Below are 11,330 nucleotides of genomic sequence, written 5' to 3'. Positions count from 1 at the left end.
CAGCTATTCTGCACCGGCACATTGCACCGGCTTGGCATTCAGCAGCTCGACCAGCACCTGTGGCGCGATGCCCACGAGGTAGCCACGCCGCCCGCCGTTGATGTAGATGCGAGGCAAGTCCAGCACGCTTTGCTCCACGTACACCGGCATCGCTTTCTTGGTGCCGAAGGGCGAGGTGCCGCCCACCATGTAGCCACTGTGGCGCTGCGCCACCTCGGGCTTGCAGGGCGCCACCTTCTTGGTCGCGATCTGGCGCGCAAGGTTCTTGGTGCTCACCTGGCGGTCGCCATGCATCAGCACGATCAGCGGTTTGGCGTTGTCGTCTTCCATCACCAGGGTCTTGACGACGTGATGCTCGTCCACACCCAGCTGGCGCGCCGATTCGGTGGTGCCGCCATGCTCGACATAGTCGTAGACGTGTTCGGTGTAGCCCACGCCACGCGCTTTGAGCAGCTGCGTGGCGGGCGTTTCTGAGACGTGGTCTTTCTTCGCCATCGTCGATCAGGTCAGAGGGCGGGGTCGCGGTGCTTCCAGCGGATCGAGTCGATTTCGCTCAGCAACTCGGGTGTGTGCTTGATGCTCGCGGCCGCGAGGTTTTCGTCGAGCTGGGCCTTGTTCGTCACACCGATGATCGTGCTGGCCACACGCCACGAGGTGTAGCAAAACGCCAGCGCGAGCTGCGTTGGCGTGAGGCCATGCTGGCGGGCCAGCGCGTTGTAGGCGCGGGCCGCCTCGAGCGCCTCGGGTCGGCCCCAGCGCTGCTTGCGTGTGGACTCGAAGGCGGCCAGGCGGCCGAGTGATTCGGGCCCGGTGAAGCCGGTGCTGTCGTACTTGCCGGTGAGCGCACCGAAGGCCAGCGGCGAATAGGCGAGCAGCGACACGCCCAGCCGGTACAGCGTTTCATCGAGCCCGTTGTCGAGCGCGCGGCTGTTGAGTGCATAGGGGTTTTGCACGCTGGCCACACGCGGCAGGCCATGCTGCTCGGCCAGGTGCACGAACTCGCTCACACCCCACGGGGTTTCGTTGGACAAGCCGATGTAGCGCACCTTGCCCGCCTTCACCAGGCCCGAGAAGGCTTCGAGCTGCTCACGGATCGGGGTGTATGCCTTGTCGTACTTCGGGTCGAAATACACCGTGCCGAAGACCGGTGCATTGCGGTTCGGCCAGTGGAGCTGGTACAGGTCGATGTGGTCGGTGCGCAGCCGCGTGAGGCTGTCGTCGCAGGCCTGCACGATGTCGGCTGCGGTGAGGTTGGCGCTGCCGTTGCGGATCCAGTCCATGTTGCGCGATGGCCCGGCCACCTTGGTGGCCAGCACCACTTTCTCGCGCACACCGGGCCGGGCGGCGAACCAGTTGCCGATGATGCGTTCGGTGGCGCCGTAGGTCTCTCGGCGCGCGGGCACCGAATACATCTCGGCGGTGTCGATGAAGTTGACACCACTCGCCAGCGCGTGATCGAGCAGCGAATGCGCCAGGTCTTCGCCGACCTGTTGCCCGAAGGTCATGGTGCCAAGGCAGATGGAGGTGACGCGCAGGTCGCTGCGGCCGAGAGAGATGTGCTGCATGGTGGCTGCTTGCAGAGGTGATAGGAAGCCGGGAGTGTGCCGCAATCGCCCTGGCTTCGCTGTCACTCGCGATAGCTCTTGCTTGACAGTCATTATTTACTGTTTTACATTAAAAGTTGATTGTTTAATAAACACAACGCCATGTCCCAACCCGTCTCACCACTGCTCGCCAGCAGCCCCGCCCTGGCAACGGTCCAGCGCATTGCATGGTGGGTTCGTGCACTCACCTTGTTGGCCGGCGTGATGATCGCTTCCCTCCCACTGGCCATCGGGCTGCAACCCGAGTTGCTGGCGCGCGCCATCAGCGCGGTGCCTGCAGCCCGCGACCTGCCGGTCACGCCGCAGCTGCGCTGGGCGGTGGCCACGGCCCTGCTCCCGGCCGTGGCCCTGACCCTCTTCGGGCTGACGCAGCTGTGGAAGCTGTTCGATGACTATGCCCGCGGCCATGTCTTCACCGAAACCGCGGCCCTGCGCCTGCGTCGACTGGGCATCGTGGCCATGCTGGTGGGCGTGGTGAAGCCGCTGACGGGGGCGGCGCTCTCGCTCGTCCTCAGTTGGCACAACCCTCCGGGGGAGCGCGCGCTGACGCTGAGCCTGTCGAGCGACGACTATGTCTCGCTGCTGGCGGGTGCCGTGCTGCTGGCCATCGCCTCGGTGATGCGCGAGGCCACGCGGCTTGCGCAAGAAAACGCCGAGTTCGTTTGAAAGCGCTGACATGCCCATCGTCGTGAACCTCGACGTGATGCTGGCGCGCCGCAAGATCCGCTCACGCGAGCTGGCCGAGCGTGTGGGCATCACCGAGCAGAACATCTCGCTGCTCAAATCGGGCAAGGTGCGCGGTGTGCGCTTCGACACGCTCGAACGCATCTGCGAGGTGCTGCAGTGCCAACCCGGCGACCTGCTGGAGTACCGCCCGGGCGATCCATCCACCACCGAAGAGAGTCCCCATGACAACCCCTAGTCACCTGGCGGCATCGTTGCTGCTCTCCCTCTCCCTCAGCGCCTGTTCGAGTACCTACTGGGAGCGCAGCTTCTACGAGGGTGCTCGCCAGGGCGCCGACAACGCCGCGCGACAACCGGGCCCACGCGCCGTGCCGCAGACCGATCGCCTGCCCTCACACCACCAGTACGAGCGCGAGCGCCTGCGGCTGCAAGGCGCCACCCCGACCGATTCACGCCCCCCGGTTGCCGATGCAGCCGCCTCTGCGGCCGCACGATGAGCCTTTCGGTGCGGGCGGGTTGCGCCTTGCTGGTGACGGCCCTGGCCGCCTGCGGCGGCAGTGCCGATCCGGCCCCACGCGACACCCCTCCCTGCAGCAGCGCACTCCCCTACCGCGGCGCGTTGCCGCTGCATGCGGCGCTGCCCCACAGCACCTGGCCGCTGGACGACGATGGTGCCTGGCTTCGGACCTCCGTCCCCACTTCACTGGCCAACGACCTGTCAACACAACTGCAAGCCGTGTTGCGGGAAACGGGCGCACCGGGTGCCACAGTGGCGGTCGGTGTGGCCGGCCAGGGTTTGTGGACCCAGACCCAAGGCCTTGCGCGCAACGCACCGGCGACCGCCGTAGACAACAACTCCCTGTTCTGGTGGGCCAGCGTCGGCAAGGCCTACACCGCCAGCCTGGTACAGCAATCGGCACAGCGCAGCCGGCTCAGGCTCGATGAGCCCATCAGCCGCTGGTGGCCGCAGTTCCCCGAAGCACGCCACATCACGATCAACCACCTGCTGAACCACACCAGCGGGCTGCGCAGCTTCAACTCGGGCGAGCTCGACACCCCACTGCCACCGGACGTGTACCACTCACCCGACACGATCATCCACACCGCGCAGGCCAGCAGCAACCTGTTTTGTCCTGGCGCCTACTGGAGCTACAGCAACACCGGCTACGTGATGCTGGGCCGCGCCCTCGAACTGAGCGAACAGACGCCCTATGCACAACTCATGCAGCAACGCGTCTTCGCCCCGCTCGGCCTGCAACACAGCAGAGTGATCGAGCCCGGCGGGGCAACGCCAGGCCTGGTGGTTTCGCACCCGGGGAACCTGCCGAAAGACGACCCCGCACAGGCCACACCCTTTGCCGCAGGCGGCATCGCCGCGCGCGCCGACGACGTGCTGCGCTTCTGGCACGCCTGGCTCACCGGCGCTTTGGTCCCCACCGCCACGGCGCGCAGCAGCTTCGATGCGCTCTACCCGATGTTCGACAGCACCCGCAGTTACTACGGGCAAGGCGTGATGGTGACCGAATGGACCGATGAGCAAGGCCGCGCGCGCCGCTGGCTGGCCCATCTGGGTGGGGCACCGGGGGCGAACGCGGTGGTCGCCTACGATCCGCTTCTGAACGCCTATGTGGCGGTCGCCATCAATTCCGACGTGTCGGCGGTGGCCACTGCCAGCACACTGCTGAAGACACTTGAGACCTGGCGCAAACAACAAGCCCTTGAATGACCGGCGGGGCACAGGAGACATGGGCATGCAGCAACACCCTGGCAACGTCTACCGCGAGCTCCACCACGGCTTTCACTGGAAGCTGCCGCGGCGTTTCAACATCGCCGACGTGTGCTGCACACGTTGGGCCTTTGAAACGCCCGAGGCCACGGCCGTGCTCTACGAGCATGAAAACGGCCAGGCCCAACGCTGCAGCTACGGCGAGCTCCAGGCCCAGGCCAACCGGCTGAGCCATGCCCTGCAACGCCTGGGCGTGGCGCGCGGCGACCGTGTGGCCATCGTGATGCCCCAGCGCATCGAGACCGCCGTGGCCCACATCGCGATCTACCAGCTGGGTGCCGTGGCCATGCCCTTGTCGATGCTGTTCGGCCCCGACGCCCTCGCCTACCGCTTGCAGCACAGCGAAACAAAGCTCGCGCTCGTGGATGAAAACGCCATGGCCCACCTGCTCGCTGCACGGGCCGAGTGCCCCGAGCTGCGCACCGTGGTGGCCGTGGGCGCGGCACTTGGCCAGGGCGACGCAGACTGGCCCGCGCTGCTCGCACGCGAGCCGGCGAGCTTCACCGCCTTGGCCACGCATGCCGACGAAGCCGCCGTGCTCATCTACACCAGCGGCACCACCGGCCCGCCCAAGGGCGCGCTCCTCCCACACCGCGCGCTTCTCGGCAACCTGAGCGGCTTCGTGTGCAGCCAGAACTGGTTTCCACAACGCGGCGACGTGTTCTGGTCACCCGCCGACTGGGCCTGGACCGGCGGGCTGATGGACGCACTGCTGCCCACGCTCTATTTCGGCCACCCCATCGTGGCCTACCAGGGCCGCTTTGCACCCGACAAGGCGTTTGAGCTGATGGCGCGCCATGGCGTGACCAACACCTTTCTCTTTCCCACCGCGCTGAAGGCAATGATGAAAGCCGTGCCCGCGCCGCGCGAGCGTTACAAGCTGAAGCTGCGCGCCATCATGAGCGCTGGCGAGGCGGTGGGCGATGCGGTGTTCGACTACTGCCGCAACCAACTCGGCGTGACCGTCAACGAGATGTTTGGCCAGACCGAGATCAACTATGTGGTCGGCAACTGCGGTCAATACGTCGACACCACCGGCACCGCACACGAGGCCTGGCCGGCTCGCCCCGGCAGCATGGGCCGCCCCTACCCCGGTCACCGCATCGCGGTGATCGACGAACAAGGCCAGGAGTGCCCGCGTGGCACCCCCGGCGACGTGGCGGTGCACCGCCGCGACGTGCATGGCCAGCCCGACCCGATCTTCTTCCTGGGCTACTGGAAAAACGACGACGCCACCCGCGCCAAATTCACCGGTGACCCCGACAACTCATGGTGCCGCACAGGTGACACCGCGGTGATGGATGCTGACGGCTACCTCTGGTACCAGGGCCGCAGCGACGATGTGTTCAAGGCTGCGGGCTACCGCATCGGCCCGAGCGAGATCGAGAACTGCCTCGTCAAACACGCGGCCGTGGCCAACGCCGCCGTGGTGCCCAAACCCGACGCCGAGCGCGGCGCGGTGGTCAAGGCTTATGTCGTGTTGGCGGCGGGTTTCGAAGGCTCACCGCAACTGGTGGAAGAACTGCAGCAGCACGTGCGCGGCAAGCTCGCACCGTATGAGTACCCGAAAGAGATCGAATTCATCGACGCGCTGCCGATGACGACCACGGGCAAGGTGCAGCGCAAGCTGCTGCGGCTGCAAGAGGAAGAACGCGCGAAGAACCCGCAGGCCGGTTCGTGACACCCCTGCACCACTCTCCGTTCGGGCTGAGCCTGTCGAAGCCCAGCGCAGTGCACAGCGCACCCTTCGACAGGCTCAGGGCGAACGGATGGGATTGAGGTATTACGGCGCCTCCCGGCCCTCGAGCGTGTCGAGCAACACCAGCCCCAGATCGACCAACGACTGCACCGCCTCCAGCGGCATGTTGCGGTGGGCGCGTGTGGTGTGCAGTTGGGCAGTGCCACCCCCCACACGCAGGCGCAGGTCGGTCGCGGGGCGGTTCTTGGCATCGGTGAGCAACTGGCTCGCCACCACCCAGCTTTCCTGGAAGCGGCGCGACAGCAGGCGGCTCGCCACCGCCGGCTCGCCGGCCAGCACCACCCAGTTGATGGCGAATTCTTCGAGCGATTGATCGCCGGGGTCGACCGCGCTGTGGCCGTCTGCGGCCGGCTGCCAGGGCACGAAGCGCGAAGGCTCGAAGCCGAGTGTCTCGGCCGCAAAGGCCGAAAGGGCGCGCGCCAGCGACGCGTCAGAAGCGCCGGTGCCCGAGTCGAGGCCGGCGGCCGAGCGCACCGCCCAGTCTTCGTACTGCGCACGCGGCACGATCTCGCATGCCAGGGTGCCGGGCAGGCCAGTTGCCTGCCAGCGCAGATATTCTTCACGCGGGTTGGCTTCGCCGTCGGCAAACAGGCTGGGCAGGCTCCACGCCACCGCACCACGCTGGCCCGACAAATGCCACTCGGCCTGGCTGGTCGCGCCGGAGTCGGCAGCCAGTTGCTGCCAACGATCTCGTTGGACGGGGTCGTCACCCGAGCCCAGCCAACGGCTCAGTTTTCTTGCCAAAACACTCACCTTGCCCCTTGACGCTTTTTGCTTTGCATCGATTGAAGCATTGAAGCGCCTTGACGCCAGGCTGTCACGGTAGTTTTACGTAACGACTCCGTAGGAATTCACGCCGTCGCGCGATGGATCAGCCATGAAGCTCGGCACCCCCGTGAATAAGGGGTCGTTCAGCGTGTGGCAAAGGCCGCCAGCGAGTCGCCGGCAATGCGGCAGATGCGCCAATCGGGCATCACGGTGGCGCCCATGCGCTCGTAGAAGCGGATCGCGTTTTCGTTCCAGTCGAGCACGCTCCACTCGAAGCGGCCGTAGCCACGCTCGGCAGCGAGTTTGCCCAGGCGTGTGAGCAGCGCCTCGCCCAGGCCCTTGCCACGGTGGGCGGGCTGCACGTAGAGGTCTTCGAGGTAGAGGCCTGGCTGGGCCAGGAAGGTGGAGAAGTTGGTGAAGTACAGCGCGAAGGCCGCCACTTCGCCGCCCACCTCGGCCACCATGGCCTCGGCCACCGGCTTTTCGCCAAACAGGTGCGGGCGCAGCTTCTCGGGGGTGACCTGAAGCAGGTGCGTCAGCTTTTCAAACTCGGCCAGCTCGCGGATGAGGGCCACGATGGGCTGCACGTCGCGCAGCTCGGCCGGGCGCAGCAGCACCGGCGGCGGAGGGGCAATGTCGGTGGAGTCGGTCGTCGGATGTGAGGGCATGCGCACATTCTCGCAGCCCGCACCCCTCAATACGTCAATCTGTGCGTTCAAACCACGCGCATTCAAGCCGATGCGGGCTGCCATGCCGGCGCGAGGCCCGGCACGACAAGCGGCGCGCTGGCCTGCGCCTGCAGGTGATGGCAAAAATAGTCGACCACCCGAGTGATGTAGAGCGGCAAGGCCTCGTGCAGCGTGCCGGCGTGCGACTGGCTGGCGGTGAGCCACAGCCGCGCGCCGCAGGCCTTGGCCAGGGTCTGCGCGGCAGCCGGTGTCACCACCTTGTCGCCACGGCCTTGAATGATCAGCACCGAGCGGTTGCGCAGCGCCGTGAGGTCACCCAGGATCGGCCGGCGCCCCAGATCAACGCCCGACAACACCCGGCCCAGCCAGCGCGCCAAGGGCAGCAATGGCGCACCCAGGGGCGGCAGCTGCGCAGACAGGCCGCCGCCGCGCGGGCTGTCGGCCACCACGGCACGCACGGCGGGCTCTTCGGCCGCGGCCAACAGCCCGGCCATCGCGCCGATGGAGGCGCCGAGCACACCGATGCTGCCTGGGCGGTAGCCCAGCGCGAGCAGGTAGTCGATGGCGCCCAGCACGTCGTGGCGCTCTGCCTCACCGTGACCACGCAAACGCGTCACCAGCACCGTGATGCCCCGCGCACGCAGCGCCTGCGCCATCGTGCGCACATGCAGGCTGCGCCCTTCGACGCGGGCGTCGCTGCCCCAGCAACCCACCTGGCCCACCACCAGCACGACTGCCGCGCTGGCTTGGGTGGCAGGCAGCATGCTGGCTTCGACACGGGCGCGGCCATCGCGGGAAGGGAAGCTCACCTCATCGGGCGAGGCCGTGCTGAGCGAGCTGTCCAGCGCCACCGCTTTGTGGTGCGGGCGCGTGAAAAAACCCGTGAGCCAGTGCAGGCCCGGCGCGGCGCGTGGAGAGATCGGCAAGTGAAGAGAGATGTTCATGTTCGCTCCTTGGCTGGTGCCGCAGCGCGCCCCTTTTGAGAGCTGGGTACGTGCTGCAGTCGGTCGTTGCAGTGTTCGGCGCAGGCCCTGCCCGCGTCCTTGAGCGGCCTGAATCGTTCTGAAAGCCGAGCGATCGCGTAAATTGCGGCCCAGGAGGGGCCTCGTGCCTGATCAATATCTTTTTGGCCGCGTCGCATTGCGACCAGCGCAACGCCAGCTGCTCATCGACGGCCAGCCCGCCGTGCTGGGTGCCCGTGCCTTCGACCTGCTGCTGGCCCTGGTGGAAAACCGCGACCGGCTGGTGTCGAAAAACGAGCTGCTCGACTTGGTTTGGCCCGGCCTGGTGGTGGAAGAAAACAACCTGCAGGTGCATGTGTCGGCCCTGCGCAAGCTGCTCGGGCCACAGGCGATTGCCACCATCCCCGGGCGGGGTTACCGCTTCACGCTGGCGAGCGACCAGCCACCCGCCGCCCCACCCTCGCCGCCCCGCGCGCTGGCCCTGCCCGAGCGCAGCCTGCCCCTGCTCGGCCGCGACGCCGAGCTGGCCAGCCTGCTGGCGCTGCTGGAACAGCATGCGCTGGTCACGCTGGTGGGCGCAGGCGGCATCGGCAAGACCACGCTCGCCCGCTGTGCCGCTCAGTCGCACGGTGCGGCCCGATCCGACGGCGTGGCCTGGGTCGAGTTGGCTTCACTCACCGACCCGCGCCTGATCGTCGGCACCGTGGCACAGGCGCTGGCGCTGCAACTCGCCCCCGGCGGCGACGCGCTGACGGCGCTGGTGACCGCGCTCAAGCCGATGCAGCTGCTGCTGGTGATCGACAACGCCGAGCACCTGCTCGACGACCTGGCCGTGATGGTGCAGGCCCTGCTGCAAGGCACGCCTGGCGTGCGCCTGCTCGTCACCAGCCAGGTACCGCTGCGGCTGCAAGGTGAACAGGTATTGCGCCTCGAAGCGCTGGCCGTGCCCGAGGCCGGCAGCAGCGCGCTGGGTGCCGCGCAACACGGCGCCGTCGCCCTTTTCACCGAACGCGCCCGCGCCGCCGACCGCCGCTTTGCGCTGAGCGACACCAACGTGCGCGACGTGATCGACATCTGCCAACGCCTCGACGGCCTGCCCCTGGCACTGGAACTCGCCGCCGCGCGTGTGCCCCTGCTGGGCGTGCGCGGCGTGGCCGAGCGGCTGGACGACCGCTTCAAGCTGCTCGCCGGCGGCAGCCGCTCGGCGCCCTCACGCCACCAGACGCTGCAAGCCGCGCTGGAGTGGAGCCTGGCGCTGCTGCCCGAAGCCGAGCGGCGTGTGTTCCAGCAGCTCGGTGTGTTTGCGGGCGGTTTCACGCTCAGCCTGGCAAGCGCCGTGCTCGCGTCACGCGAGCTCGACGAATGGGCCTTGATCGACGCTCTGGCCACGCTCACCGGACACTCGCTGCTCAGCGTGAGCGCCAGCGACCCACCGCGATATGCCTTGAGCGAAACCGCGCGCGCCTATGCCTTGGCGCAGCTGCAATCGGGCACCGAACACGACTTGCTGCGCACGCGTCACGCAGCCGCTGTGCGCAAGTTCTTCGAAGCCTCGCCAAGCAACTGGCTGAAGATGAGCGACGCCGACTGGCTGGCCTGCTACGAACCCGAGCTCGACAACCTGCGTGCGGCGCTCGGCTGGGCACATTCGCAGAGTGACGCTCACACCGTCGTAGCGCTCGTCGGTTCGGCAGCGCCGTTGTGGCACCACCTGTCGCTGCACGGCGAAGCCCGCCAATGGCATGACCTGAGCGAGTCGATGCTCGATGCTTCTACCCCCAAACCGCTCGCCGCCCAATGGTGGCGCGCCGCGCAATGGGCGTGGTCCGAGATGGCGCCCGAGCGCGCACGCGCGGCGGCCGAACAGGCGCACCGGCTCTACCGTGAGCTGGGCGACGTGCACGGCCTGTACGCCGAGCTGGCCGGCCTGGCTGGCATGTGGAGCGAACCCAATGCACAAGCGCGAGCGGCACTCGAAGAAGCGCTCGCACTGGAAAAGCCCGACTGGCCTGCCCGCGAGCGCGCTTGGGGCCAGCGCGCGCGCGCCGATGTGGCGCGAGCCGAAGGCCGGTTGAGCGACAGCCGCGAGGCACGCGAAGCCGAGCTGGTGTTGCGCATGGCCGCTGGCGACGAGCGCGGGCGGCTGCGCGCGATGTCGCACCTGGCTGATCTCGCGTTGGCCTTGGGTGAGGTCGACGAGGCGGTGCATCGAGGGCGAGCGCTGGTCACGATGCTGCGTGCCCAGCGCTCGCCGTCGACCTTGTGTGTGGCGCTGTGGAACCTGATCCATGCGCTGAGGGAACAAGGCGATGCCGAAGGCGCGGAAGCCTTGATGCCTGAAGCCAGCGCACTGGCGCGTGACTTCGGCCTACCTGGGCAAAAGCGCTGAACCAACCAGATCGCACTGTCATTTGTGCGCCCACAGGCGGCTGTCGTGCGGACTCTTTCACATTCACGAAGACACTGACTCAGGACCTAGAGATCAGTCTGTTCGTCGACCGTTCTCAAGGCGATTGGTTTTGTACGATCGGATCGAGAATCGCAAGATTGCCAGTCGACTCGTCAACAACCCGCACCGTGTAAGCATAGGCAAGGCCGTCATTGTTGTTGTTGCGAACTTGGGCAATTTTCCCTTTGCAAGCAACCTTCACTTTCCCAAAGGACCTCTCCGACCCTGGCGACGTGAACTCAATTGCTGTTCCATCATCTGGAAAGTGGTAGCCCAGCGTGTCCAACGTCCATTGAATAGTTCGGGAACCCTTAGAAAATTGCGTCAAATCCAATACGTCGGGTGTCACGCGAAGTTCAACTGGACTATCTGGATTCTTGCGAAACGCCACAACGTGCACCACATTCAACTTTTTGCCTCTGATCATGCAACTCGCTCCTAAGGTTTTGTGATGGATGAACTGCCGCCCCGCTCGGCGCGCATTCGGTTCGAAAATTCGACGTATGCGGGGTGTCGATATGTGGAAGCACGAATGCGCTCGTCTAGGGCTTCGGCTCTTTGCAAATCGCCCATTTGCGCATGGGCTCCCCTTCGTGATGCAGGGTCACCACGCGCCGCGAGCCGAGCGC

General features: G+C 66.7%; 12 protein-coding genes. 6 read left to right on the top strand and 6 right to left on the bottom strand.

The features are described from left to right. Positions 1–3: 3 nt before the first annotated feature. Together ybaK and RMO40_RS00835 are read right to left on the bottom strand one after the other, a co-directional pair. Positions 4–495: a Cys-tRNA(Pro) deacylase gene (ybaK, locus tag RMO40_RS00840; protein WP_309715020.1), complete on the bottom strand. Its 492-nt coding sequence runs from the start codon at positions 493–495 to the stop codon at positions 4–6. Between the two features lie 11 nt (positions 496–506). Continuing rightward, positions 507–1,565 carry an aldo/keto reductase gene (locus RMO40_RS00835; protein WP_309715018.1) on the bottom strand — a complete coding sequence of 353 codons (1,059 nt, stop codon included), beginning with the start codon at positions 1,563–1,565 and terminating at the stop codon, positions 507–509. Positions 1,566–1,706: 141 nt separating this feature from the next. Between RMO40_RS00835 and RMO40_RS00830 the strand changes: the two genes are divergently transcribed. From RMO40_RS00830 to RMO40_RS00810, 5 genes are read left to right on the top strand one after another with little or no spacing between them, the layout of a single operon-like run. Beyond that, the gene (locus RMO40_RS00830; protein WP_309715016.1) at positions 1,707–2,270 is read left to right on the top strand and encodes a DUF2975 domain-containing protein; all 564 of its coding nucleotides are present in this window, start codon (positions 1,707–1,709) and stop codon (positions 2,268–2,270) included. 10 nt (positions 2,271–2,280) lie between these two features. Then, entirely contained in the window at positions 2,281–2,526 is a 246-nt protein-coding gene (locus RMO40_RS00825; protein WP_309715014.1) for a helix-turn-helix domain-containing protein, read from the top strand. Next, on the top strand, positions 2,513–2,785 hold the full coding sequence (locus RMO40_RS00820; RefSeq protein ID WP_309715013.1) for a hypothetical protein: 273 nt from the start codon (positions 2,513–2,515) through the stop codon (positions 2,783–2,785). Before RMO40_RS00825 ends, RMO40_RS00820 begins: the two co-directional genes overlap by 14 nt. After that, positions 2,782–4,014 (top strand): serine hydrolase, encoded by a 1,233-nt coding sequence (locus RMO40_RS00815; RefSeq protein WP_309715011.1) that lies wholly within the window; start codon positions 2,782–2,784, stop codon positions 4,012–4,014. The genes RMO40_RS00820 and RMO40_RS00815 overlap by 4 nt, the downstream gene beginning before the upstream one ends. A gap of 25 nt (positions 4,015–4,039) precedes the next feature. Next, on the top strand, positions 4,040–5,755 hold the full coding sequence (locus RMO40_RS00810; RefSeq protein ID WP_309715009.1) for an AMP-binding protein: 1,716 nt from the start codon (positions 4,040–4,042) through the stop codon (positions 5,753–5,755). A 102-nt stretch (positions 5,756–5,857) separates the two neighbouring features. Here RMO40_RS00810 and RMO40_RS00805 read toward each other — a convergent pair whose 3' ends face one another. The 3 genes from RMO40_RS00805 to RMO40_RS00795 form a co-directional block, all read right to left on the bottom strand. Continuing rightward, positions 5,858–6,577: a hypothetical protein gene (locus RMO40_RS00805; protein WP_309715007.1), complete on the bottom strand. Its 720-nt coding sequence runs from the start codon at positions 6,575–6,577 to the stop codon at positions 5,858–5,860. A gap of 167 nt (positions 6,578–6,744) precedes the next feature. Continuing rightward, positions 6,745–7,269 (bottom strand): GNAT family N-acetyltransferase, encoded by a 525-nt coding sequence (locus RMO40_RS00800; protein ID WP_309715005.1) that lies wholly within the window; start codon positions 7,267–7,269, stop codon positions 6,745–6,747. A 62-nt stretch (positions 7,270–7,331) separates the two neighbouring features. Next, a complete protein-coding gene (locus RMO40_RS00795) occupies positions 7,332–8,234 on the bottom strand; it encodes an alpha/beta fold hydrolase (RefSeq protein ID WP_309715003.1) in 903 nt (300 codons plus the stop codon). A gap of 163 nt (positions 8,235–8,397) precedes the next feature. Between RMO40_RS00795 and RMO40_RS00790 the strand changes: the two genes are divergently transcribed. Then, entirely contained in the window at positions 8,398–10,641 is a 2,244-nt protein-coding gene (locus RMO40_RS00790) for a winged helix-turn-helix domain-containing protein (protein WP_309715001.1), read from the top strand. A gap of 115 nt (positions 10,642–10,756) precedes the next feature. Here the strand turns inward: RMO40_RS00790 and RMO40_RS00785 are convergent, their stop codons facing one another. Then, on the bottom strand, positions 10,757–11,128 hold the full coding sequence (locus RMO40_RS00785; RefSeq protein ID WP_309714999.1) for a hypothetical protein: 372 nt from the start codon (positions 11,126–11,128) through the stop codon (positions 10,757–10,759). Positions 11,129–11,330: the final 202 nt, after the last annotated feature.

Source organism: Rhizobacter sp. (assembly GCF_031412075.1).
In the GTDB taxonomy this organism is placed as follows: Bacteria; Pseudomonadota; Gammaproteobacteria; order Burkholderiales; family Burkholderiaceae_C; genus Rhizobacter.
The sequence above is the reverse complement of the archived record's forward strand: the minus strand, read 5'-3'. Positions and strand labels throughout refer to the sequence as shown.

Bases quoted from the DNA above. Each gene is read 5' to 3' on its own strand.
- ybaK (WP_309715020.1), bottom strand. From the start codon at position 495: ATGGCGAAGAAAGACCACGTCTCAGAAACGCCCGCCACGCAGCTGCTC.
- RMO40_RS00835 (WP_309715018.1), bottom strand. From the start codon at position 1,565: ATGCAGCACATCTCTCTCGGCCGCAGCGACCTGCGCGTCACCTCCATC.
- RMO40_RS00830 (WP_309715016.1), top strand. From the start codon at position 1,707: ATGTCCCAACCCGTCTCACCACTGCTCGCCAGCAGCCCCGCCCTGGCA.
- RMO40_RS00825 (WP_309715014.1), top strand. From the start codon at position 2,281: ATGCCCATCGTCGTGAACCTCGACGTGATGCTGGCGCGCCGCAAGATC.
- RMO40_RS00820 (WP_309715013.1), top strand. From the start codon at position 2,513: ATGACAACCCCTAGTCACCTGGCGGCATCGTTGCTGCTCTCCCTCTCC.
- RMO40_RS00815 (WP_309715011.1), top strand. From the start codon at position 2,782: ATGAGCCTTTCGGTGCGGGCGGGTTGCGCCTTGCTGGTGACGGCCCTG.
- RMO40_RS00810 (WP_309715009.1), top strand. From the start codon at position 4,040: ATGCAGCAACACCCTGGCAACGTCTACCGCGAGCTCCACCACGGCTTT.
- RMO40_RS00800 (WP_309715005.1), bottom strand. From the start codon at position 7,269: ATGCCCTCACATCCGACGACCGACTCCACCGACATTGCCCCTCCGCCG.
- RMO40_RS00795 (WP_309715003.1), bottom strand. From the start codon at position 8,234: ATGAACATCTCTCTTCACTTGCCGATCTCTCCACGCGCCGCGCCGGGC.
- RMO40_RS00785 (WP_309714999.1), bottom strand. From the start codon at position 11,128: ATGATCAGAGGCAAAAAGTTGAATGTGGTGCACGTTGTGGCGTTTCGC.